Source organism: uncultured Agrobacterium sp., assembly GCA_913777615.1.
GTDB lineage: Bacteria > Pseudomonadota > Alphaproteobacteria > Rhizobiales > Rhizobiaceae > Agrobacterium.
Window position 1 is genome coordinate 19,652 of the sequence record CAJYTK010000020.1, and the last position, 23,098, is coordinate 42,749.

General features: G+C 59.2%; 20 protein-coding genes. 3 read left to right on the top strand and 17 right to left on the bottom strand.

The window, feature by feature from the left end; genetic code table 11:
• Positions 1 to 31: 31 nt before the first annotated feature.
• From QZ862_RS17655 to QZ862_RS17670, 4 genes are all read right to left on the bottom strand, one after another.
• The gene (locus QZ862_RS17655; RefSeq protein ID WP_296101191.1) at positions 32 to 1,696 is read right to left on the bottom strand and encodes a hypothetical protein; all 1,665 of its coding nucleotides are present in this window, start codon (positions 1,694 to 1,696) and stop codon (positions 32 to 34) included.
• 135 nt (positions 1,697 to 1,831) lie between these two features.
• Entirely contained in the window at positions 1,832 to 3,976 is a 2,145-nt protein-coding gene (locus QZ862_RS17660) for a hypothetical protein (RefSeq protein ID WP_296101192.1), read from the bottom strand.
• Positions 3,966 to 5,447 (bottom strand): hypothetical protein, encoded by a 1,482-nt coding sequence (locus tag QZ862_RS17665; protein WP_296101193.1) that lies wholly within the window; start codon positions 5,445 to 5,447, stop codon positions 3,966 to 3,968. The genes QZ862_RS17660 and QZ862_RS17665 overlap by 11 nt, the downstream gene beginning before the upstream one ends.
• Positions 5,448 to 5,464: 17 nt before the next feature.
• On the bottom strand, positions 5,465 to 7,558 hold the full coding sequence (locus tag QZ862_RS17670) for a hypothetical protein (protein ID WP_296101194.1): 2,094 nt from the start codon (positions 7,556 to 7,558) through the stop codon (positions 5,465 to 5,467).
• 11 nt (positions 7,559 to 7,569) lie between these two features.
• Between QZ862_RS17670 and QZ862_RS17675 the strand changes: the two genes are divergently transcribed.
• Positions 7,570 to 7,842: a hypothetical protein gene (locus QZ862_RS17675; RefSeq protein ID WP_296040240.1), complete on the top strand. Its 273-nt coding sequence runs from the start codon at positions 7,570 to 7,572 to the stop codon at positions 7,840 to 7,842.
• Between the two features lie 166 nt (positions 7,843 to 8,008).
• Here the strand turns inward: QZ862_RS17675 and QZ862_RS17680 are convergent, their stop codons facing one another.
• The gene (locus QZ862_RS17680; RefSeq protein WP_296101195.1) at positions 8,009 to 10,432 is read right to left on the bottom strand and encodes a hypothetical protein; all 2,424 of its coding nucleotides are present in this window, start codon (positions 10,430 to 10,432) and stop codon (positions 8,009 to 8,011) included.
• 332 nt (positions 10,433 to 10,764) lie between these two features.
• On the opposite strand from QZ862_RS17680, the gene QZ862_RS17685 reads away from it, so the two are divergent.
• The gene (locus QZ862_RS17685; RefSeq protein WP_296101196.1) at positions 10,765 to 11,370 is read left to right on the top strand and encodes a hypothetical protein; all 606 of its coding nucleotides are present in this window, start codon (positions 10,765 to 10,767) and stop codon (positions 11,368 to 11,370) included.
• Between the two features lie 104 nt (positions 11,371 to 11,474).
• The gene (locus QZ862_RS17690) at positions 11,475 to 12,038 is read left to right on the top strand and encodes a hypothetical protein (protein ID WP_296101197.1); all 564 of its coding nucleotides are present in this window, start codon (positions 11,475 to 11,477) and stop codon (positions 12,036 to 12,038) included.
• A gap of 40 nt (positions 12,039 to 12,078) precedes the next feature.
• Here the strand turns inward: QZ862_RS17690 and QZ862_RS17695 are convergent, their stop codons facing one another.
• The 12 genes from QZ862_RS17695 to QZ862_RS17750 form a co-directional block, all read right to left on the bottom strand.
• Positions 12,079 to 12,597 (bottom strand): hypothetical protein, encoded by a 519-nt coding sequence (locus QZ862_RS17695; RefSeq protein ID WP_296101198.1) that lies wholly within the window; start codon positions 12,595 to 12,597, stop codon positions 12,079 to 12,081.
• A 3-nt stretch (positions 12,598 to 12,600) separates the two neighbouring features.
• Positions 12,601 to 13,059, bottom strand: a complete 459-nt coding sequence (locus QZ862_RS17700) for a hypothetical protein (protein WP_112953551.1) — start codon at positions 13,057 to 13,059, stop codon at positions 12,601 to 12,603.
• The gene (locus tag QZ862_RS17705) at positions 13,056 to 15,671 is read right to left on the bottom strand and encodes a ubiquitin-activating E1 FCCH domain-containing protein (RefSeq protein ID WP_296101199.1); all 2,616 of its coding nucleotides are present in this window, start codon (positions 15,669 to 15,671) and stop codon (positions 13,056 to 13,058) included. The genes QZ862_RS17700 and QZ862_RS17705 overlap by 4 nt, the downstream gene beginning before the upstream one ends.
• Before the next feature lie 4 nt (positions 15,672 to 15,675).
• Entirely contained in the window at positions 15,676 to 16,257 is a 582-nt protein-coding gene (locus tag QZ862_RS17710; RefSeq protein WP_112358587.1) for a hypothetical protein, read from the bottom strand.
• 72 nt (positions 16,258 to 16,329) lie between these two features.
• Complete coding sequence (locus QZ862_RS17715) at positions 16,330 to 16,779, bottom strand: hypothetical protein (RefSeq protein WP_296101201.1); 450 nt, start codon at positions 16,777 to 16,779, stop codon at positions 16,330 to 16,332.
• Positions 16,772 to 17,215, bottom strand: a complete 444-nt coding sequence (locus tag QZ862_RS17720) for a Bbp16 family capsid cement protein (protein WP_112953544.1) — start codon at positions 17,213 to 17,215, stop codon at positions 16,772 to 16,774. Before QZ862_RS17720 ends, QZ862_RS17715 begins: the two co-directional genes overlap by 8 nt.
• Positions 17,216 to 17,241: 26 nt before the next feature.
• Positions 17,242 to 18,237, bottom strand: a complete 996-nt coding sequence (locus tag QZ862_RS17725; RefSeq protein ID WP_112953542.1) for a major capsid protein — start codon at positions 18,235 to 18,237, stop codon at positions 17,242 to 17,244.
• 3 nt (positions 18,238 to 18,240) lie between these two features.
• On the bottom strand, positions 18,241 to 18,951 hold the full coding sequence (locus tag QZ862_RS17730) for a hypothetical protein (protein WP_296101202.1): 711 nt from the start codon (positions 18,949 to 18,951) through the stop codon (positions 18,241 to 18,243).
• On the bottom strand, positions 18,929 to 19,225 hold the full coding sequence (locus tag QZ862_RS17735; protein WP_062439578.1) for a hypothetical protein: 297 nt from the start codon (positions 19,223 to 19,225) through the stop codon (positions 18,929 to 18,931). The genes QZ862_RS17730 and QZ862_RS17735 overlap by 23 nt, the downstream gene beginning before the upstream one ends.
• On the bottom strand, positions 19,222 to 20,937 hold the full coding sequence (locus QZ862_RS17740; protein ID WP_296101203.1) for a portal protein: 1,716 nt from the start codon (positions 20,935 to 20,937) through the stop codon (positions 19,222 to 19,224). Before QZ862_RS17740 ends, QZ862_RS17735 begins: the two co-directional genes overlap by 4 nt.
• 1 nt (position 20,938) lies before the next feature.
• A complete protein-coding gene (locus QZ862_RS17745) occupies positions 20,939 to 21,154 on the bottom strand; it encodes a hypothetical protein (RefSeq protein ID WP_296101204.1) in 216 nt (71 codons plus the stop codon).
• A gap of 405 nt (positions 21,155 to 21,559) precedes the next feature.
• The gene (locus QZ862_RS17750) at positions 21,560 to 23,071 is read right to left on the bottom strand and encodes a terminase (RefSeq protein WP_296101205.1); all 1,512 of its coding nucleotides are present in this window, start codon (positions 23,069 to 23,071) and stop codon (positions 21,560 to 21,562) included.
• Positions 23,072 to 23,098 lie beyond the last annotated feature (27 nt).

A 23,098-nucleotide genomic window follows, 5' to 3' on the forward strand; every position in this document is an offset into this window, starting at 1 on the left:
AAGCCGACCCTGTTCACGAAGTACCGCTGAGTTACCCCTTCGCTCTCACAATCATCTGCCATTTAGCAGGATTGATCAGGTATGGCGCACCACCTATTTTCTGGTTGAAATAGACACCGCCTGAGGAAAAGATGATCATTATATTGATCCTAGTCTTAGATACCGTAATACCGTGGCCGCCATAGTTATCGGGAAGCGAGGGCGCTACGTTCACGACATCTCCCGGCGAATATCCGCCTTCGGTCTGCATGTTTACGAAATCCAGCGTGATCCAACTCGGAAACTTCCCAAGCGAATGTTCGACCACCACAATGCCGCTTCCAATCACAGTTTGCGGAGTGCTGATGAACGGTGCATCTGCCTCCAACGCCGAGAGGCGTGTAAGCACGGATTGAACTTTGTTGGCGAGCGACGTAAAATCAGCGCTTCCAGGCGCCTGATCGGCGGCGTATGCCTTGATCCAGTACGAAAAGGTTTTGTTGACCGGGCGCGTTTCCATTGCTGTTCGAGCGACCCTTGAAGCGCTGAATGATAGGGACTCACCGTTGTTGGAGCCTCGTCCAACATCACCTGTCCCGTTACCCGCTCCGCGTGCAAAGGCGCCAGTTGCGGTAGTACTAATGGACGGAGCCTGTGAAAGCTCGCCAGTGATGTTCTGCAGCGCATCCTGCTGCACAGCGCCAAACACACGCCCGCTATCCACAAGCTGCCCTGGCCTCCAACCGCGCGGAAAGTACCCTCCCATATCCTCGATAATCGGATCGCCTTCGCCGTTGGTGCTTGCGCCATTGGCGAGCAACCAGGCTCGCAGTTGCGGATAGGCTGGCGTGCAGGGCGCACCGTTCATCAGCAGAAATCCGGCTGGCGGGTTGTTGCCGTTGCCGGGCATCATCATGACGCCACCAATCGGGAGGCCGAATACCTCTTGCAGCTTGGCAAAGGTCTGCTTCTTGATCGTCCAGCTATCGCCGCTATCGGCAAAACCGAACTCATCGGCCATTGAAGGCGTCGCCTTCAATGGGGCGTTGCGCACAGCAGCAGACCAACCGGCGATAACGGAATCTTTCGCAGCTTCTGCCTTTTTGGCCTGATGCAGTGCTGAATACTGGCCCGATCCCGGAACCACCTCTTGATTTTCCGGCGCGCTCGCCCACCGTTCCGACAGGCCAGCCGCTTGAAAAGCCTCTTCAACTCTGCCAGCAGCATCGCTAGAAAACTGGCTCGCCTCATCGCGGCTTTGCTTTGCGCCCTGCGCATAGCCCTCTGCCGCAGCAATCTGCGTCATGGAAGGCTTTTCCTGTCCGGGCTCAACAGTCAGCGATCGCTCCGTCGCCTCCTTTACCGACTGGATTTGCATAACCATCTGATCAAGCCGACGCTCCACAACTTCAGGATAGTAGGCCCCCTGGTTTTCCAGTGATGTCTCCTGGGTGAGCGGCAGTCGCCGCACCAGCGTCAGTGTCTGGCCGGCCAGCAGCGGCGTGGCCTTGATGACATCGCCGCCGGTCTCGCTGCCAATGCCGGTGACGGAATAATCGCCATTGTCGAGAGAAAGATCGGACACGTCACCCGAAGCGGAAATCAGAACCGCCCGAATGTGCCTGGCATCGAGAATCTTGAATGCATAAGGAAAAGTCCTGGTTGAGCCGTTGCCGTAAAACGGCCCGGCCACGCTCACTTCGCTTGAAACCGTCATGGTTCACTCCATAAAAAAAGCGCCTTCGCAGGCGCCTGTCATTTCGGTCTGTGTGATCACTGTTTGAAAACGCGGGCGGAAAATCACCCCTCCATCGTCGCCGTTGTTATCGACTGGCAGAGCATGCTGCAGCCGTTAAAGAAACACCTCCCATTGTGGGTCGCCATTCACCGCACCCGTACCAATGGCTGCGGCTTTCGCCAGCCACTCCTCAGAAACGTCAAGCACCAGCCCAAGCGCGGAAAGTCCTGCGGTAAAATCGAAACCTGCGCGTGCCGTCATATCCGAGCTTGACGGCACATCGCCCCATCCAGCCTCGAAGGCGTCGAACAGCTGGCCAGGCTGAGATGTCATACCCGCTCCATACTCGGCTTTCGCTCCGAGAAAGAGACCCATCAGCGCGTCGAAATCGCCGTCCGTCTCACTATCCCCCGCGCTCGCGGTCGCGACGAGGACTTGGGCGATGACCGCCGGCATGGCAATTCCAGCCATATAGACGGCAAACAGACGCGGCGCGCCGGCATAACCAAAGTGCCCCATGATCGGCTGGAGATTCCCGCCGACGAGAGACGCCTGACCGTTAAAATAGCTGTAAAACAGAGCGAACAATGGCATGAAGGTCTCACCTTCTGTCGACGTTTCGGTGCCCGCAATTTCCTGGACAAGACTGTCGGCCTTCAGCAGAGCATCGGCCTGCACCATACCCTTGGCAATTGCCTCGTCATAAGCCGAGTGCCAGGCAACGACATTCAGAACGGCTCGAGCGCCGCTTTTCAGAATGTCGCCATACACCGCTGCCTTTTGTTGAAGGAGCCCGCCGTTCTCCGGCTTGACCACCGCGTCTGCGAGACGAGTTTCCATTTCCCGACTGCCCGCGCCGATACGCGCTTTCATGATGGGAGAAAGACGTGCCGCCTCTTCCCGCATCGCCGCGCCCTCACCTTGGCACATGAAACGGATGAGCGCCGCCTTCAGCCGCTCAGGCGCAAGCTGCCGCAGAGTGGAGAACCCGCCCGTCGCCAGTGCGGCCGCGTTGACCATATCCAGGACCATGTTGCGAACACCCGGCTCACCACGTATCCGCTTCAATGTGCCAAGCAGCGTTTGCCCTTCCGGCGTTCCTGGCAGCCCACTCGATACCGGTTGCCGAACGATGCTCAGCCATGGACCGATCACCGTCTCGAAAATCCCGGGCGCCACCTCATCCAGTGCGAAGCGGATCTCCGGACGGCCAATCATCTGAGCCAACGGCTGAACAACGGGCTCGAGATGGATAAACCTCAACAGCCGATCCACATGCGCTGGCAACATCAGAATATCCAATGCGATCGATCGTGCGTCATCTCCGGCCGGCAAGCCAAGGAAAGCCGGCCAGCGGGCCGGAAGCATGGATGCGGGATTCTCACCCTGCTGCGAACCTTGCTTCATGCTGCCCCTGTCCAGCATATCGGTACTCACTTCGAACACCGCTGGAATGAAGCCACCCTCATAGGTGCCGAACGGCGTCCTGATCGCGGCAGGCAAGACCGGTCTGAAGGAAAATCCGCATATCTTGCGGTGTGCCTCCTGCGCCGGACGCTTAAGCCCATCCATCACATCCCAAATGGCTTGCGCCGCATCATGATCGGCCTTGGTGACGGTACCCTCTTTCCACATCCGCAGAAGAAAGCCATCCCATCCAGCCTCCCAGCCGCGCCCGGCCAGAAGCTTTTTCCGATTGCTGTCGTTGCCCATGTGCAGAAGCGCATGAAATAGCTGGCCCTTGTTTTCGAATATGTATCCAAGCTCCGGTGCGCTGATCGCCGGCCCGAAAAACTCAGCCTTGCGCGGCTCGATAATTGCCCGGAGGGCACGAAGATGAGCCGCCTTTTCCTTTTGGTACAGGTCGAATGCGTCTCTCACTGGCTGAACGATGTAACGCGCATACACGCCCTCCATCCCTTCATCCATATCCAGCGCAAAAACCTCGACGCGCCGCATCGCCGCGGCAAAAGAAAGGGGCGAAAGAGCGCCTGCACCAACAGCCTTGAGCCTGCGTTGAAGTGCGGCATTTCGGTCCCCGCTGCGCGTCTCCACAACCGCCAGGAGCGCGCTAATAACGGAGTCGCGATCCTCCCGCACTCCCTCGATCTCGATGCTTTTCGCAGCCCGGCCAACCTCCTCGACATTGTCGATCGCGTCATGAACGGCATCGAACTCTGCAACCGTCAGATCACCGAACACTCTCTCTTCAGCCCAGGTATAGACCTCTTCGGCTTGTGAAACCGCATTATAGAACAAGGTCGCCCTCCTTCATTTGCTCGAGCCAACCGTCCATATCGAAACGAACGGGCATGCTCGCCAGTCCAAATTTTGCGGCAAGCATGCGTATCGCCTTTCGGTGATCCGCCTCCTCACCCGCCGTCCATTCGTCATCCGTGGCGTCCAGCGCCGCCATCCGGTCGATCAGCCTTTCGAGCTGATCAGCCTTGGCGGAAGCCGCCATGTAAAAATGGCAGGCCATCAGCTGTCGGCGCTTTGCCTCCGCCGCTTGGCTCAGATCGTCCTTGGCAAAGGCACTCGCCGCCTCGGCAGCGGTCTTGCGCTCCGCCGCAAGGTGGCGGTCCGAATCTGTCGCGCTGGATATCTTCAGCGCGCTGAACAGCCGGTGGACATTCCCCTCCACCTCGTAACGCGTAGTCGCCTCACCGCCCGAAAGCTTGCTCAGCGCATTCAGCTCCGCCAGCAGAAACGCCCGGCGTTTATCCCCATGCAGCGCCTTCAGCGCCTCTTCTTCCAATTGGCCGTCAAGCAAAAGATCGCCATGACGCTCAACCATCGTCCGCTCGGTCAGAAGCTCGATGGCAAGTTCGATAGGACGCGCCCGCACCAGCGCCTGCAGAAACGTCCGGCCACTGTCAAACCCATACATGCCGGCGGCAATGTCGGGGTGAATGCCCTCACGTCCGGCAAAGGCATTGGCATGGTCCAGCTCGCCCTCGCCTCCATCGGAAGGAGAAGAAAGCGGCTTCAACCCAAATTCCCGCTGCAGAACGCCCCTGTCCAGCTTGATCCGCCCCACCGGCCTGCCATCGAAATCCGTGCCAAACCGCAATGCCTGAATGGCACGGTAGATTGGAACAGCCTGCAATGTCCGGGTGGCGTTCTCTTTCATCGTCTCGCGCTCCTTGCGATACCAGTCCTGGCGCGCGAGAAAGATCGGCTTCATCACCTGACGCCGCAGCTTCTGATGCGCCTCATCATCGGCCTCTTCATGAAGCCGGCGCAGGCGCCGGTGCTCATCCGCGGAAAGCCCCGCCGTCTTCCGGCCCATAAACAGCATGCCCACAGACATGTCATCGCGCGCCTCTTCAATCGCCGCATGCGTTACCAGCATCCGCAAAAGCACATCGCGAATGTCAGGAGAAAGCGTCAAATCAAGACCGCGCAATGCTCCATAGACATGCAGAAGCCACTCGGCGAAATGCTCGAAAACAGTGCGAAGCGCCACCGAAGGCGCCTGACCCTCCAGCAGATACATCTCGAAGGCATGGGCAAAATGCGCGTGGATCGTTCTTTCGTCAGCACCAGAAACTTCTCGCCCCCAGTTGCGCAGACTATCACCCATCTCCTCAACATCGGCATCCGTCCGGCCTATTTCAGGAAGCGTGCCCAGAAAATACCGGCTCGTCCCACGAAGAAATGTGCCAAGCTCGACACTTTCAAAAAGCCGGATGAGGGATGAGTTGTGATCGGGTTCAACAGCGTCCATCGAATCCCTCCTTCAATTTATCGCCCGTTTCGTTCCAACGTCTTTCGACGCTCTGGCCAGGGCATCTCGCTCGGTATCACGGGGCCTTGTCGCTTGAAAATCTCAGGCGACGGACTGGGCGATTCCAGCCTGACCACAGGCGCGGTGGATGATTCCAGTATCGCCTTGAAGCGCTCTATAGGCATGCCCGCGTCAGAAGCAGCCGGTGAGGAAAGCGGCGGCGGAGAGGCCAGAGTTCTCTCACCCTTTGACGAAACGCCATTCCCGTCGGGCGTAGGAACGGCAGCAGCTGCACTATTAAAACCACTGTCCCCTCTAGAAGGACCAACAGCCGCCTGCCCCAAAGCACCATTGGTCGAGGACGCGCCAGCCGGCGGGTTTTCCCGCAAATAGTCTTCGCGCGTCCGACCGGTCTTAGCCGATCTCACCCCGCGCGTGGCATCCAGCGCAACAGCCCCAGACTGCGCCTGCTCCGGAAGAACGCCGGAATGCGGCAGACGCTGAACATCCTGCTGACGCTCCTGGTGCGCAATTTTTTGATTTTTCTCCTGAACTCCCCGCACGGCCTCGGCATCGCTATTTGCCGGGGATGAGCGCTCGCTCTCACGCGCTCTCGACGCCTGCACTTCGGCAAGCGTCTTGGCACGTGGATCGAAGCGCATATGAGGCAGCAACGCTGAATCGTATTTCCCCCCCGCCAAGTGCGTCGCATAAGTAGAAAGACGTAGTTTGACGTCTCCACCGCTGGAAATGGCTACATTCAATTGCGCGTTATCGAAACCGGGCAAATTTCGGAATGCCGTGCTCGTGTCATCACCACTGTTTCGAAAGACGTCGCTAAACTTTTTCCCCTCTATGTGAAGCGTCTCGATCGGCGTATCTTTGGTCACCACGCGTAGGTAGTCGTCAAATTCTTCTGGATGAAGCGCACGAACCTTGGACGAAGTGGCATGCTCTGATATTTCGGTGAGCGTCTGACCCTCGGCTTCCGGCTGCCCGGCCTTTCCGCGGGGCTGACCGAAAGCGTGCTTTACGACCTTCGGGACACCTTGAAACATCACCGACTTGGCCACGCCTTTAACAGTTGCACTCGCTACATCGTCGGTTAAATTTCTCTTTGAATTATAATAATGCTGTTCAATTGCGTTCTGCCCGAGCTGTTTCAAAGAGTCCTTAGTCCCGCCCCAAGCAGTTTGGGCCGCAATTTCAAGGCCCACTCTCTTCCAACTCTTACCCCCTTTCCCCGAATTACCGCTCGTCCCAGCATGGCCTCCCTGTACATCGTTTTTTCCCTCGATCCATTTATCGACTGGGACAGCGTCCAAACCACCTAACAAAGCTCCCCACCTCGCTACAGTCGTTTGAGTTCTCTCATCGGCTCCCGCCTTTCGTGCTTTGCCAGCGGCCTCGCCAGCATTCGCGAAGCCATCGAAGACCGGACCCAAGGCCGCTCCGGCGATTGGAATCTTGCTCACGGCGAAATTGGGGAGTTCATCACCGATAAGCTCGCCAGCTTGTCTGGCCCAGCTGTCCTTCCATTTCTCCCTGGCGCGAAACGTTTCTTCGCTGGAATCCTGAATCCACTCTCCGGTAGACTGAAGGCCTTCTGATACAAAATTGAGCCACCCTTCCTCGCCAGGGGCTTCGTTCGGACCCGGCGGCGTGTAGATCATTTGTCCCAGTCCCTCGGTGACAGTGCCTATCTTTTTCGCGCCTGATCCGAGAGCACCCTTTCCAAACTCAATGACATCGCCCGGCCCGCGGGTTTCAGCCAGCCACTCCCAGGCCCCTTCCCCCAGTTCGATTGCCTCATCTTTCAGGTTAACGTTGGAAAGCCGCTCCCAAAATGAAAGTTCGCGCAATTCCCCCTTCGCGGCCTCTGCGTTCTTAGGCACTTGGACCCAAGAACACAGCATGGGATTTTCCCGGAGAATTTGCTCTTTGATACGAAGATTGATCTCATTAGAGGACCAATCGGCGGCCTGCTTGGCGGGCTTATTGAGAGCGGAGAGGTCAAACTTACCCTGACGTATCATCTCCTCATACGCCGTCTGCTTGACAGTGGCCCCGGCCTGTGTAGGGGTCCTGTCTCGATTTTCTTCTGGGGACATGGGGGTCTCGCTTGAAAAGAATATTTTTCGCAGCACTCTGCACGACGGTCGTCGCGGCACTGGTCACGGGACAGTTTGATTGGGATCCGGCTAGATTTTCCGCGAGCCCTGGCCGGGTCGTCGGAGAGTGGGTTGGGACCGTGCTCCCCACCTTCGCAGCAGGTTCAATCGTTGGCTCGATCGTCTATTGGGTACGACGTCGTTCGAGTAATCCCTGGAAAGGCGCGCTGGCAGCAGTCATCACCTGCTTGATTCTTGAAGCACTCTCTATCATGGCAGGATGAACCAAAAGCCCAGGCCTAAGCTTAGAGCCAGTGGGTAGACCTGGTAGGGCAAAAGGCGCGCGTGACGGTCGCGACATTTTTCAGGATGTCCCACTATGGGCCGCTGAGCCTTCGAATGTCGAAAACGTCACCTAAAAGTCGAACGGCCAAACCAGGAGAACCAGCATCAATCCGTCCCAATGGTTTCCATCGCCTCGGCGCTGTACTGCGCTTCGATCTCGGCTCGTGACGGCGCCTTGCCGTTTTTCTTCATCAGCACCTTGAAAAGCCGCGCCCGCTCGTTTGGCGGGATCTTGCCATAGCGCGCCGTAAGTCTGACGTCAGATCCCTCCGGCCTGTCGTCATTGTCGAACATATAGCCGCTGCCAACCTGATCTTCGCCGTCGTCGATCACCCTCATTGGAGACAGACGAGCACGTTTCTCCGTGTAGATGACTTCCATGGCGAGCATGTTGATCATTGACTGCCTCTCGGCAAAATTCGGATATTCGCCCTTACGCTCCACCCACTGGTCGATCTCGCGTTGCAACCGCGCATTATAGCGCAGCGTCTGGCGGGGTGTGTTGATCCCCGCCTCCTCCAGCGTCAATCCGGCTTCCTGGAACGCCTGCTTGTAAAATGTGCCATCGCGGTCGGCCTTTGCCTCGTCGGCCCGGATGGAGCCTTGCTTGTCCGCCAGACCCTTCCATTGCTCCCGGGAAAGCCTGTTGATGATCTCCGGTCCGGTAAGGTCCATCTTCAGAAACTGCCGGGGATTGCTCGCACTCATGATTGAAAGCTGATCATGGAGATTGGGATTGGCTTTTACCCTGCCACCCTGCGCCTCGCGCTGCTTGACGCCATCGACAGCATCCGGGCCGGCCGCGAGTTTCAGGTCGAGCGGGATCTGGGACAAGGGCATGTTGTCCATGATCATCTGGCACATCTGCATCTTCGCAGCGTTGGCAGCCGCACTCTCGGCTCTGCCACTCTCCCGGAACATCCCCTTCACATAACGCAGCGTCGAAGACTGCAACTCCGGGTCTTCAATCTGCCGCACCCTTCCTATCGCTTGCGAAAAGGGCAGCATTTGACTGCGCGCTGCAACCCCGTCCCGCGCCGCAACAAGAGTGCTGCCGGCACGTCCGAACGCCTCCGGTGCGGTGGAGGATGGGTCGGTCTCATAGGGAAACCGCAGACCATATTGTTCGGCATTGTCGTGAAGCCAGTCGAGAACCTGAGCCGGAGCCTGATCCAGCGGCCGCCCCTCATAGGTCAACTGGATGCTGCGCCCGGCAGAAGTGGACGCAAGAGGCGCGCGCGACCTTGGGTCGCCGAAGCTCACCCCCAATCCCTTACGGATGCGCTCTGGCGCATCCTCGATTAAGGCCTTGGTGTTTTCGGCAAGGGCATTGTCAAGCGGAAGCGCGTCGCCGGGCCGATTGGGCTTTGCCGAGATTGAAACGAGAAACGCTTTCGCCCGCGTTGGTCCGCCGCGTTGCGGTTCTTCCTCCGCGGCACGGTTCACGCCACCTGTGGATGTCTGACCGGGCCGAGCCTTCGCGTCCCCACCGTCAGCGGTGTTGCTGCTATTCCTCTCCGTTCTGCCAACCGTATCCTTGCCGGCATCAGCGGTTGGATTCTGAGCGGCATCGGCATCGCCTCGCGTGCCAACATCCTTACCAGCACCAGTCTCAGCCTTGCCGGGCGAAGCCTTATCCACAGCGCCCGTCACAACATCATCAGTCGCACCGGCAGAGGTCCGTTTCTCGGAAACGATCTCCAAGGCAATCTGTTTGCCCTTCTCATCGATTGCCAAGGGCCTGATCTTGTTCTCCAGGTCCGCCCGCGCCTTTAGGTCCAGCTGCGCACTGTTGGCCTTCAGATACTCCATCGCCGCGGTCGCCCCACCAGGCTTTCCAGCCATAGTCATGGCGACCCCGGTGTGAAGTCCCGTTACGAAGTCCATGGCCTTGGCCACGATCACCTCCGGCGTCCAGCCGTTCAGCTTACCGAGATTGTGGATTTCGGTGACGCCGGACGTCACGGCGGAATTGATCTGCTCAGGCTTGTTGTACCCGGCGATCGCCTGATCCTTGGCAAGAGAAAGCCTGCCTTCAGCGGCCTTGCCCACCCATTCCTTCTGTCCCTGCGCCCTGTGCTTGATGGCAGCTTCCAGGCCGGTCGTCACCACAGGAGCGACCATCGCCTCATATCGTCCCGCCGCCAGCGGATCTTTCGGCTCAAAGGTCTTTTGAAGCTTGGCAAGCGCCTCTTCATAGCCGGGATAGCCTTCGACAGCGCTTTGGCCACTCGTGTTGAGATAACCGTTTTCGCCATGCTCCAGCGCAAGCTTTGCCCGCTCGAAGGCAGTCTTGCTGTCCTTGGCGGTCGTGTCGGCCTGAAGGTCGCGCAGCTTGCTGGCAGCCTCGGCCATTTTGCCAAGTCCTTCGCCAAGAGACTGCATGCCCCTACCCACCTGCGCACCAAAATCATTCTCCGAGGCCTTCACCGTCAGTGGCTGCTGGAGGATCGGCCGCTGAGGAACGCTGCCCTGATAAACAGGCACGGCTGCCTGGCGAAAATATTGTCTGACCGGCACCTCAGCCATGGCTCACTCCATAAAAAAAGGCGCCCGAAGAACGCCTGGCAACAACTAATCTCGTTATTTTGTCAGAACAGGCCGCAGCCAATGGCCGAGCCCTCACCCGCGGCGGTTCTGCGCATTCTCACCTGTGAGAACACACGCCTAAGCATGTCGCGCAAAAGTGGTCACCGGTTTTGCGATAACGACATGCGACAAAACAAAGAGCTAAAGCGTATGAGCGAATCTGAAAGATCGCGACACGCTTTAGCTCGAAGAAACGACTCGACAGCCTTTTCAACTCCTGCGCAAATATCCAGGTCTCAAACCAATACTGCACCCGAACAGCAGGCCCGCACATGAAACTGGCAACCGCCGCCCTTCTTCTGGCCTGCATGCCTTTCGCCGCCGCCGCGCAGGACGCATCGAAGGTAAAAGACCCGATCCTTTGGGGCGAATTTGGCACCTGGACGGTTCAGATGGAACCGGACCTTGGTCATGCTTGTGTCGTCGCATCCGAGTTTGACACCGGTCATATTCTGGTTTTTGGACGCTATTTCAAACCGGGTAAGCCCGGATTTTTCATTTCCTTTCAGAACGAGAAATGGAAGTCATTGGTGCATAAAAAAGTGTACTCCGTCAGTGTCGGCTTTGATGAGAAAGAAACCTGGGACACAGAGAGCGGAGCCTACGTCCAGGGATCCACCCGTAGACTTGCGATGAAAACAGTCGCGCGCGCTTTTTTTGATGAGTTCAAGTCCAGCAAGACCGTCAAGATGTTTTACGAGGACAAGGAGATCGCTCGACTTTCCCTGAGCGGCGTCCAAAAGGCTGTAGAACAAATGGACGCCTGTCAGCAGACGACGGACGAACTCTTGAAAATCTCCAGAACGGAGTCCGACACATCCGATCCCTTTGCCAAGAAACCCTCTACACAGGCCTCAGACGACCCCTTCGAACCGTAATCGGGTGGCAATAGCCTCTTGGCAGTCGATGAACGCGATGGTCAAACAGAGCCCTCACAACCGCATCCGGCACAACAACCATCCAGCATGATCAGGCAAAAGACATGTATAGGCTCTTGAAACACACCCTCCTCGTCGCATGCCTTCTCTATGTGCCATTCAGCCCCAATGCCGCTCCTGTTGAATGGGGAACCTTTGGTAACTGGTCGGTGGCCGTGGAGCCCGATCGGAATTTTGGCTGCTATGTGGCGCTTCGCTCCGAGGGCGATACGATCCTGCATTTCGGCATGGATCTCGCGACGGAATTTCCAAGATTCTATCTTCTGTTGAGGAACGAGAAGTGGAAATCACTGGAAGACGAGAAGGTCTACCCGCTGCTCTTCACCTTCGATTCAAAGGCACCTTTGGAGGTGGACGCCATCGCATCGGTGAGCGAGACATTGCAGGACCTGAGCATCGGGAAGATGGGCGGCAAATTCATGCTAGAGGCTCAAAAAAGCACTCAGTTGCGCGTGACCTATGCTGAGAAGGACGTCGCAAACTTTCAGCTCGAGGGAGCAACCCAGGCCATTTACGAAATGCGCGCCTGCCAGGAAAAGACAGAAGAAATGCTCCGGAAAAGCGCTGAAGATGCAAAGCAACAAAACCCGTTCGCCAAGAATCCTTAACGGATAATGGCATTTTGCATCGCCCGGTAGCGACAAACGCTTACGTACCCGATTTCGGCTTGAACAACGGACTATCGCCAAACACCTTGCTCGCTCCGGTCAGCAGCGTGCCAAGCGCTTTCAGGTTGCCGCCCTTGCGGGTGTTCTTGGCATTCGCCCGCGCAAGGCTCGCCTCCGCGCGGCCATTGGCCGCCGCCACGTCGAAGTCATAGGCCTCGTTTGCGGCGTTGCGGCGAATGGTCAGCGCGTCGATCTCGCCAAGCGTTGCAGTATCGACCAACAGATCAAGCGGAGAACCGAATGTCAGGTCCACGCCATTGGCGGCCATGGCTGCCCTTTGCTGTCCGGCAATCTGCGCGCTCTCCTGGCGATTCTTCTGCTCTTCCAGCTTGCCGAGGTCCAGCGCGTCACGCGCCCGCCTCTCGGAAAGCCGCACATTCATGTCCGTGACTTTCGCGTTATATTCGGATGCGGCGGCACTTGCCTCCGCCTCCTGTTTTGCGCCGGCCGCACCAATCACGGTCGAGGCGGCGCCAAGGATCAGACCAAAATCACACATGCCTCAAGCCTTCATCTCAAAAATACGAAAAGGGCGCTGCTCATAGCCAAAAGGCTGCGGATCGGAAAGCGTGAAGCCCAGCCATTGCAGCCACCGTTTGGAAACCACATTCCGGTCATCGACGACATTCTGCAGCAGCGTGTAGCGCTGCCGCATCTCAGCCACCCAGTGGAGCGAGCCGCGCAGAAAGTCGCGCGCATGCCGCTCCAGCGCATCGGTCCCCAGCAGCCACGGCGCACCGGTCCGGGTCAGGATATTCGTCGTGCCGCAGCCGAACATCAGCTCCGGCACATCGTCGAACAACACGGTATGGGCAAAGTCGGACCGCTCCAGCGAGTGCAACAGGGCAGAGGCCGGTCCGCGTCCCACGGCGGCGAACACCTCCTCGCGGTCGGCCTCACGCATCCGTGGCGCAATCACATCCACGTGGTCGCGGTTCGCCTCGATCACCCGAACCGTCACGCTGCCACCCTGAGATCCGGCATGATGGCCAGAACCGTCATCGGCAGCGGATCGAACTGCTTGATGATCATCGTCCCACCCTTCGTCCAGTCCGCCGTCGGCGTCAGCTCCACATCGCCGGTCGCAAGGCGGATCGCCTCGCTCCAGTTCTCGAACTCGCGCTGCTTCAGCTCCACCAGCGCGTCCTCGGCAGGCCCGGCCCAGATGCCGCGGGTCTTTTCCACCCTGAGCGTGATATTGGCGATCGCCTTGTTTCTCGCCTGCACCGTGCCAAGCTCGCCCACATTGCCAAGGTCGATATCGAGCGTCCTCAGTTCCGCCTCGTAGGCCAAGCCCACATGCACCTTGGAAGCGGCAATCGGCAGCGTCACCGTACCATTCGTCACCACCAGATCGCGCACCACATTGCCATCCGCCAGCGCCACCAGCACCTTGCCCTCCAGGTGGTGAAGCCCACGCATCGTCTTCGTCGGCGTGCCCTCATAGGAAAGCCCACTATCGACGAAGAACGCATCTTCGGACACCGCAAAGAGGCGCGAATGCATGCGCTCGATGTAACGCTGCGACTTGCCATCCACCGTGCGGCGAATGACGAAATAGACCGCATCCTCATCACCTTCGGCCACCACATTCACCGCCTCGAACTGGCCGTCCGTCTCATGCCGCGTCCAGGCCCACACCTCATGCTCGCGCATGTAGGTCAGGCTCACGCATTGGCCATTGTCCAGCACCACCCAGACGATCGAATAGGGCGACTGCGCAAAGGCCCAGGACACAACCTGCCGGCCTTCGAACAGATGGCGCGACATGATCGTCAGATCCTGGCCAGTGAAATTGTCGTTGGAAAATTCATAGGAATAGTCGCGAATAACCCCGCCCCGCGCCAGCGCAAACAGCATCACGTCGCCCACCGCAATCGGCTGCAACCAGGATGACCCGCGGTTGCTCTGCTTCTTCACCACCATATTGACCGGCGTCATGATCTCTTCACCGCTACCGGCCACGTTGAACTCGTTCGCGGTGGTGAACACCGCCATGCCGCGAGACTCGCTGATCGCGCGGATCTGGTTCTTCTCCTTGGAACGGATGCGCAGGGTAATGGCGTCACTTGCCTTCACCGGCGAGGCCGCGCCGAAATTCTCATAGTTGGCGGATTGCCCGAGCCAAAGCCCCGCCGGCACATTCGCCGTGCCGCCCATGGCCAGCCGCTGCTCGTAAAAATTCACGCAGGCCGGATAGTTGCCAACACTGTTGAAAGGATTGTTCCCTTCCTGCGGGCCGCTCGCCAGATCCGGCGTGATATTCTCATCGGTAAAGCTCGTCGTTTCCGTCCTGCCCACATAGCCATAGCGGCCATTGTCCAGCCGGTAGACCACATAGCTTCCCGCCCCCGGCGTCGCTGTCCAGAACAGCACATTGCGGTTGCCGCGATAAACCATGTCGTTGCGCAGCGTCGCAGGCTCGGATGGCAGGCTTTCTTCCCCCGTCTCGTCGGAGATGGCCGCCACCACATATTTCATTTCCTTGCCATAGACGATAGCCCCGGAGACACCCGTCGGCACCGGCGGTGCGCCCGTTGCGGAGGCTGAGGGGATGGCCGTTCCATCCCCCTGATACTGCGTCTGGTCGATCTCGATTTCCGCAAGCGGCGTTTCGGCCAGAATGCCGGTATTCGCGTCAGAGCGGTAGATGCGATAGAGGGCAGCGCCGGTAGAGGCGTTCCAGGTCAGCCGGACCCGGCGCCCGTCCTCATTCTCATATTGAACCCCGACGGTGACGCCGGCAGACGCCGCACTCTCCGCGCCCGATGCGCTGACTGCCGACACGCGGTAGCCAATATTGGCAACCGAGCCGGTCTTGCGCTTGAAGTACACGGTCCCCTTCACCCCCGTCGGCTTGGCAATCTGCGGCACGAAGGTCAGCGACGAAAACAGCCAGTTGGCATCGCCAAGCCTGGAAAGCTTCATCGGCGGATGTGCCTGATGCGTCAGATACATCACGTCGTTTTCCTGGGCAAAGACCACACGCCGCAACTCCTCCGCCGTATAGGGCGAGGCAATCTCGTAGACGCGCCGCGCCGTGCCGCCACCCGCATAGGCCGGCATGCCAAGCGTGGAGAGAGCCACACCCAGCAGGTCTTCCAGCTGATACGTATTGGCCGTCACATTGCGGATAATGAAATTGCGATTGTTCAGCGCACTCATGCCGGCAACGCCGGAAATGAAAACCTCATCGCCATTCGCAAAGCCATGCGCTGCGGACGTCACCACGCCATTTGCGGCAATGGAAACGCCGGTAATCGCCTTCGCCGCTTCCAGCACCGGGCTCCCGGCGCGATAGACGCGCATCTTCAAATGGGAGAACTCCAGATTATAGGTCTGGTCCGTTTCCGCATCGAAGATGAAGGGGAGCAGAATGGCAAAGCTCGACCCCCGCGTCCGGCCGATAAATTCCAGCCCGCTGCGGTTGGATGCACCGCCATGCGGGTGAATGAAAATGTTCTTCGCCACCTTCAGACCGGACCGATATTTATCCACATCGACCCGGGCCCACAGCGCCGGGCTCAACTCGCCGGAGGTAAAGGCCGGCTGCATCACGCGCAAAATCGCCATGGTCTCAGCCCCTCGCCGTCATCAGTGTGGAACTGTCGGTCCAGCTCGATCGATTTTCATCCGCATCCGCCTCCTTCGCCGCCTCGAAGGACGAGGCCGCAATCTGGTAGGCATCCTTACGGGTGGATTGGTCGGAGGTCAGTGGAATAGCGATCTTGGCAGACAGCGCCCAGCTCAACGCCTCTTCGAAAAGCGGCGGATAGCGCGCCGGGTCATCGAACTGCCGCACGAATTCCAGCTTCGCCGGAGACTGATCGCAAAAGATCAGCCCCTCAGTCGCATGATAGGCCACATCGTCTGCATCGCCTGGCAAAAGCACGGCCGGCACGATGCGCAGCGGCTTCAAACAATTCTGCGGCCGCGCATAGGCGTGGCGCCAGCGCTCAGGGCGCGGATTGGCCACCTCCGCCAGATCGACCATGGTCTTGGCAAATTCCCATTCATAGGATTGCAGCAACCGGTCGCGCGTCAGCGCATAGTGAAGCTTGCAGGTGCGCGCCTCGGTCGAGGGCTCGTCTATGTCGGAAATGGTCTTCTTGCCGATATTGGACAGCGCAATGTTGCAGATGCTGGTAACGGATGACATTCGCTTCTCCAAAATAGAAAACCCGGCTCTGGATTGAGCCGGGTTCAACGTCTTAAGCTTGATCGACAGGGATCACCCCTGGGTCGCCTTGTCCTCAAGTGCGGCGATAATCTCGGCCTTGGTCGAAGGTGTCGCTTCGCCCAGAATCTTGCGCGCCGCCGCCTTGAAGGTCATGAACTCGACGCCCGGATCGCCCGCCATCTTCACCACATCCGCCGCGGTCTTCTCGGCAGAAGCAACGGGCGCATTGCGCGTCAGCCGCTCGATTTCGGCATTCTTCTCGGCGATCTCCGCCCGAAGAGCCTCGATTTCGGCATTGTCGACATGGGCAGTGCCGATGCCCTGGCGCTGATCCTCCGCACGCTTGCGTGCTGCCACCTGCAGCGCCAGCGCTTCTTCCGGCGAAATCTCGCTCATCCAGAAGGGCGAGAAATGCGCCTCTGTGGCGATCTCGAAAACCTCGCCTTCTTCGCGAAAATGCCCATAGACACCGGCCCGGGTCGCCATCACGGTCTTAGTCATAATTATTGTCCTCCGAGGCGGCCACCACACCGGCGGTGATCTTGCCCGCCGTCAGCGGACCGGTCGCAACCGTATAGGCAAGACGGGCATAGCGCTCGTCGGCACCGCGCGGAAAGAACTCCAGCGGAAACACATAGCCCGCTACAAGCGAGGCCTTGGGGATCGCGCCGGAGGTCCAGGCCACTTTGGGCGAGGAAAACGCCTCATTGTCGTCGGTCTGCAGATCGACGGTCAGCGTCGCCGCACCGGCGGCAAGTGCGGTCTCCACCATCTGCAAGCGAAGATCGACCTTCTTGCCGCGGCCAAGATCCTTGCGGATCGCGGCAGCGGCACCCACCGGTTTGCCCGAAGCGCCGAAGTCGATGACATTGGTGGATACGGTCGAGGCGGTGATCGCCTGCGCATCCGAGAAGAGATTCTGTGCGTCAAAAATCATGGAGTGTCACCTGTTTCAGACCGTCCTCAGACGATCTGCCCTTCTGTTTCGAGAATATTGTCGTCGCGGCGAATCGGCACGCCCAGGAAGGAGACGATCGGCTTGCCCTGGCTCTGGTCGAGCGTCAGGTTCACATTGGTGCGGTTCATTGCCTGCTTGTGCAGGAAGGTCTGCACCGTCTTGCTGGCATAGATCACCGTCTTGCCGTTCGGCTGGTTCGGGTTCTGCAGCGCGTAATAGCCGTCGATCATCAGGTTGATGAGATCGGCACCGCCCGCCGTCGGGTTGGCGCGAAGGTCAGACACGTCGATATTGGCGATACGCGCCACGCCGCGCCAGTCGCGCACGGAAAGGCCGATATCCTGCTGGAATTTCTCGCGGTACACATCGTAGAGCGAGCCATCCGGCAGTTCCTTGGTGGTCTTGCCCTTGTCATCGCGCTGCAGACCGGCCTTCGATCCTTCCGGATAAAGCAGGTGAACGGAATCCTCACCCCAGGTGACGAACCAGATGGAGGTGTTGTCCGAGCCCGTGCCGCCCGCATCGACGATCTGGCGGCCATTGGCGGCGGATTTGGAATTGAAGCGGGCATGCAGGCCGGTAAAGCGCTCCGGGTTAACGTCGATATCGCCATAATAGACGGTAGAGCCCAGCATGTTCGCCATGCCCGCAATATGGGCCTTGGCTTCATTGAGACGAAAGCGCGCCGGGTTCTTGGCGATTTCGACGAGCTTGGCGTCGACTTCGGACCAGTCTTCCAGCATGCCGGTCGCGTCCTTCACCTGCGCCGTCGTGCCCTTGGTCGGCAGAACGCCCTTGTAGAGCTTGCGCCAGGTGGGAACGGGAAGGCCGGTGCGCACCGTCGTCAGATGCGACGAGCCCATGTTGCATTCGAAGATCGGCGCGTCTTCATACATCGCGTTGAACTGCACCAGCATGTCGATGATGGTGGAAATGTCGTCGCCCCAGCCCTGCTTCTTCAGGTCGGAAAGGGTGGGATACATATTGCCGATAGTGGCCATGTGTTAACCTCGTGTCGTTGATGTTGTCGCTCCATACATCGCCTGTTCGGGCGAGGTCGGAGGGGCTGCTGCGGTTTCCGACGATGCGGGCTTGTCATCACTGAGAGCGTTGCCGACACGGGCCAATAGCCGGAAAAGTCCGGGATGGTTGCCAATCCCGATTTCGACGAGATCGCGGCGGAGAGCATCGTCTCCGAACGTCGCAATCACGCGGTTTGCGTTGTTGAGGCTGGTCGCGAGATTATCGCCGCCAAAGTCCCGGTCGGCGCGGATTTCCTGCTGCCAGTCGGAGGTGATCTTCTGGTGGCGCTCGCTCAGCGCGTCATATTCCAGCTTGCGCTGCTCGGCGATCACCCCGGCCAGACGGCTCGCCTGACCATTCGTCAGGCCAAGCTCCTTCATCACCGGGGATGCGCGGTCCAAGAGCGCCCGGTCGAGTTCGATGCCACCATCGAGCTTGATGTCGTATTGACCATTTTCAGGCACCAGATCGGCGGCATCGCCCGGTTCGGGAGACAGATTGCCACCCTCCCCTTCGCCGCCCTCTCGCCCTGCCCCCTTCTGACCGGCGACAAGCGGCTCCGCCGCCCCGTTCAGAAGCGTCGCATCGGCGCTCTCATTGGCGTTGGCATTGCCGCCATGATCCGGGGCAGCGCCCCAATCGGTATGGCCTTCCGGCGCAAAGGCGGCGCTATTCATCCACTGTCTCAGCATGCTCTTCCCTCTTGCGCTTTTCCGCGCGTCTGTGGGCCTCGATCATCATCTCGGCATAGGCGGTGGGTTTGATCTGGTTCAGCTGGTCGATGATGGTGACGCCGATGATCCGGCGACCGATGTGAATGCCGGTCTCGCCATTCACCACATGCGGCGCGCCATAGACGTTGCACTGGCAAAGCACCCACCAGAGAAATTCGCGCGCACGCGGCTCCGCCAGCACGAACTCGGTTGCGAGATCGAGCGCCTGTTCCTGCATTGTTTTGGCTGTCATCCGGCAATTCCAAGCTTGCGCAGCAGTTCCACCGGCCCGCCATTATCGTCGGTGGCGGAAAGCGCCTGTGCCGCCTGCGCACCATCCTTCAGTGCTGGTGCCAGCTTGGCGGCGGCTTCCGTCGTCTGCGCCGCCTGTTGCTGTTGCAACCGCTCGTCGCGGATCGCCTTCACCTTGTCGTCGGAGCGCACGATGGTGGAGACCACCCCGATCGCATCGCCATATTCGTCGATCGCCTGGTCGACATCGAGCTTGTCCACCGCGTCGGGTCGCGCACCGGCAAGATTGCCGACGAAACTCACCATCCGCTCGATAGAGCCGGTCGAAACCGCAAGCTGCGCCTGGTAGAGCGTCGAGATATTGTCGACATTCAGCTCCTCGCCCTGCAGATCCTGCGGCGCGTCCGGCAACTCGTCGTCATCGTCTAGCTGATAGAACACCCAGTCCGCCAAGGGCTGGATCAGCTCGTGATGCTGTCGCTCCACCGTTGGTCCAAGCTGCTGAAGCTGTTCTTCCTTGCGCTGCGTCAGCTCGAACTGGTTGCGCGGCTGAACCCCCTCCATCGTGCTGATCGCCATGAAGAGATCGGCATAAAAGGCCCGGTCCACCCGGCGCTTCGCCTCGTCGATATCGGCGGCCAGATCACCGAGCGGCACATTCACCTCGAAGGCACGGCGATAGGCGGCAGTGCCAACACTCTGCTCGTCCACGAAAGTCACGGTACCAGGCAGCGAGGAATTGCGCTTGTTGCGAAGCGAGGTCGGCGCCACCAGCGGCGGGCGCACCTGGTGCTCGATGCCCATGCCCTTCCAGCGCTGCTCGGTCTGCAGCATCTTTACATCCGGCAGCGCATCCATGCCGGGGCATGTGGCAGCATAGACATCCTCGCCCACCACATCCCAGCGCGGCGCAATCAGCGGATTGCGGTCGAAACCGCTCACCTCCAGCATCTTGTCGCGGTCCTGGCCCGCTTCCCAATAGTTGGACATGAAAGGCTTGTTGGCCTTGGTCGGGCGGGCGGGATCGCGGGCGGAACGTGGCTCGATGGCGTTGAACACCTCTACCACCTCGTCGTAATTGCCCCGGTCCCAGAGGTTCTTGATGGTGGAGGACACGTTCGACCAGTCCATATCGCGGAAATTGGGCTTTGCCACCCAGCGCCCGACGATCTGCTCCACCGTCATCCACACGCGGCGATAACAGGTATCGACCCGCATGCCATACTGGCTCTGCGCCAGCCAATATTGCCCGACCGGCGGCAAGATGCCGTGCAGGCGGCGCCCGGCGCGCGTCAGGATCAGGCAGAACTGCCCGAACAGAAGCTCGTCGCCATAACCGGAATGAAGACAATTATATATATTCGAGACGGCCAGCCGCTCACGCGCCCGGCGTGTCGCCTCATAAAGGTAATCTTTCACAGGGCCGAATTCGCGCAGGTCCTTGTCCGTAATGCTGTAGCGCATCCAGGGCCGCGTGGGAGACGTCAGCCCAGCCTGCATACCCGATTGCGCCACGCGATGGGCAAGCTTCGGCGAATTGTCGATGATCTTCTTGTTGCCGTTGATCCCCTTCGGGTCACGGGCATCCCCCTTGCGGTAGCGACCGGGAACGATAAAATCGTTCAACTCCTGCCACTGCGCCTCATAGGGGTTGCGCTCCTTCTGCAACGCCTTCAGGCGCCGCTCATGCCGTTCGCGGATCGTATCGGCCATATCAGCCTCCCAACAGGTTTTTCTTGCCGCTCGTATCCAGCGCACCCACGCCCTGAACCCCGGTCAACATCGTGGACGTCGCCGCCCGCAACCGATCCCGCGTGCGCCGCCCGGCCCCATTCACCGTCTGGACATCCGGCTCGCGCTGCGCCGCATACTCGATCGGCAACTTCGGATCCTCCGGCTTCGCCACCTTGGGAGACTTGAAAACACACATCGCAAAACCTCGAATTGAAGACAGACAGAGCAAGCCCCGCGCTGCGGGCCCTTCGGCTTAAATTTCATGGAAACAATCACTTAGGGCAGAGCACCCACCCTGCGTCTTCCGCGGGCTTGACCCGAGGACCATCGGCATCGCAACAGACGCAACGTTCCGGATTGCAGAGGACTACTCCCGAACGACCCTCATCCCTGTGCTCGTCACAGGGATCCAGTCAGACCAAATCCTTGGTCTGGAAAAGCTCTTTCGCCACGCAGACGCGCGGCGGCTGAATTCCTGTGACATGCTCGGACTTGATCCGGGGAACAGGAATGAGGCAGGGAAGAACCTTCGCCAAAATATGGCTAGCAGACGACATCATAGAAACGGCGCTACACCCCCGCGCATCAGATGGCACACCCCTCACCCAAACGGATTATACCCATCCCCATCACCACCATACCCGGTCTCCCGGCTATGATTATACCGCTCATCCCCCCGCCCCTTAGGCAAGACAGGCCGGGCAAAGGTCAGTCCAAGCGCATCCGCACGGTTGGGAGAAGGAAGCCCCCGCGCCTTCATGTCTTCCTTGCTCTCGATCTGCAGCTTGCCATCCACGCGGGCCACAAGCTCAGGGCCGATCAGGTCGTGGTAGAGAATGTCGTCGCGCGCATCGAGCGCACCGCCCTGTTTCAGCCAGTCGCGCATGCCCTTCCACATTTCGGCACGCTTGTTGAGACAGCCGCGGTCGATGCTCTTTTCGGCGAAACTGACGAGCTGCCATGTGCGCCCCAGCGTCACGCCGGCGGAATAGATGCCGGTGCCGTGACCAAGATCGATGAACACCGCATCGGCCTGCAATTCATCCTCGAAGCGCGCCACGTGGTTTGCCACCAGAATGTCGTTGTCGTTCTTCGGCATGGTCATCAAAAGCCGGGCATAGAGCCCCTGGCGCAGATAGATCACCAGCTCGTCGTCACCCGTCCAGGCCGGATCGACACCGATGATCTTCGGTGCGAAATCATATTGCTCCTTGCGAAGATGCACCTTCTGGGCAGCATCCACATCCTCGGTGGAAATGAACTGCTTTGCCGATGTCGATGGAAACATGCCGCGCACTCGCACTTTGACGAAATCGCTGTCCTCGCCGTAATCGCTGACCCATTCGGCAAGTTTCTTCTTGTTGGTACCGGGCACCGTGCGGCTGTCGATCTGCCGTCTGATCCAGCGCCGGCGATGCCGGCGGAAACACTCGCGAAACCGCCCGGTATTCTGCGTCGGATTGCCAAACACGATCCAGATGATGATGGTGTTCTCGTCGGTCAGCGCGCCTTCGGCCACTTCCCAAACACTGTCGGTAATCTTCGACGCCTCATCGAACATCAGAACGATAATCCGGTCCTTGTTGTGCAAACCGGCAAAAGCCTCGGTATTGTTGGCAGACCAAGCGACGAAATCCAGCCGCCACAAATCCGCGTGTCCCCGATCGCGCGACTTGATCGACATGGCCTGCGTCTCGAACCAGTGGCTGGTGATCGAGGAGCGGAACCACTTGCCCACTTCCGGCGATGTCTTGGTGCGCAGCTGCGTCTCGGTATTGGCGGTCACGACGATCTTGCAATCGGCAAAACACGACATGGCCCAGTTGGCCATCATCCCCATCTGCGCCGATTTGCCGATCCCGTGGCCGCTCGCCACCGCAATCTGCAAAGGCTGGTAGCGGTTCTCGCTGTTCAGATGCTGACGGATCTCGTCATTGATATCCGCCTGCCAATCCCGCGGCCCCGCGATACCGTCAAGCTCGCCCTGCTCCCAATCCCACGCAAACCGCGCCCAGCCTTGCGGATCATACTGAAACCGCGCCGCCGCCTCGATAATCTCCGCATCGAGATCGGCATCCACACGGCCCTTGCTCGCCTGCTTGGCATTGCCCATGAACGATCTCCCGGCAAAGCCTGCAAT

Coding starts and splice junctions, on each gene's coding strand:
- QZ862_RS17655 (WP_296101191.1), bottom strand. CDS start 1,696: ATGACGGTTTCAAGCGAAGTGAGCGTGGCCGGGCCGTTTTACGGCAAC.
- QZ862_RS17665 (WP_296101193.1), bottom strand. CDS start 5,447: ATGGACGCTGTTGAACCCGATCACAACTCATCCCTCATCCGGCTTTTT.
- QZ862_RS17670 (WP_296101194.1), bottom strand. CDS start 7,558: ATGTCCCCAGAAGAAAATCGAGACAGGACCCCTACACAGGCCGGGGCC.
- QZ862_RS17680 (WP_296101195.1), bottom strand. CDS start 10,432: ATGGCTGAGGTGCCGGTCAGACAATATTTTCGCCAGGCAGCCGTGCCT.
- QZ862_RS17685 (WP_296101196.1), top strand. CDS start 10,765: ATGAAACTGGCAACCGCCGCCCTTCTTCTGGCCTGCATGCCTTTCGCC.
- QZ862_RS17690 (WP_296101197.1), top strand. CDS start 11,475: ATGTATAGGCTCTTGAAACACACCCTCCTCGTCGCATGCCTTCTCTAT.
- QZ862_RS17695 (WP_296101198.1), bottom strand. CDS start 12,597: ATGTGTGATTTTGGTCTGATCCTTGGCGCCGCCTCGACCGTGATTGGT.
- QZ862_RS17705 (WP_296101199.1), bottom strand. CDS start 15,671: ATGGCGATTTTGCGCGTGATGCAGCCGGCCTTTACCTCCGGCGAGTTG.
- QZ862_RS17710 (WP_112358587.1), bottom strand. CDS start 16,257: ATGTCATCCGTTACCAGCATCTGCAACATTGCGCTGTCCAATATCGGC.
- QZ862_RS17715 (WP_296101201.1), bottom strand. CDS start 16,779: ATGACTAAGACCGTGATGGCGACCCGGGCCGGTGTCTATGGGCATTTT.
- QZ862_RS17720 (WP_112953544.1), bottom strand. CDS start 17,215: ATGATTTTTGACGCACAGAATCTCTTCTCGGATGCGCAGGCGATCACC.
- QZ862_RS17725 (WP_112953542.1), bottom strand. CDS start 18,237: ATGGCCACTATCGGCAATATGTATCCCACCCTTTCCGACCTGAAGAAG.
- QZ862_RS17730 (WP_296101202.1), bottom strand. CDS start 18,951: ATGCTGAGACAGTGGATGAATAGCGCCGCCTTTGCGCCGGAAGGCCAT.
- QZ862_RS17735 (WP_062439578.1), bottom strand. CDS start 19,225: ATGACAGCCAAAACAATGCAGGAACAGGCGCTCGATCTCGCAACCGAG.
- QZ862_RS17740 (WP_296101203.1), bottom strand. CDS start 20,937: ATGGCCGATACGATCCGCGAACGGCATGAGCGGCGCCTGAAGGCGTTG.
- QZ862_RS17745 (WP_296101204.1), bottom strand. CDS start 21,154: ATGTGTGTTTTCAAGTCTCCCAAGGTGGCGAAGCCGGAGGATCCGAAG.
- QZ862_RS17750 (WP_296101205.1), bottom strand. CDS start 23,071: ATGGGCAATGCCAAGCAGGCGAGCAAGGGCCGTGTGGATGCCGATCTC.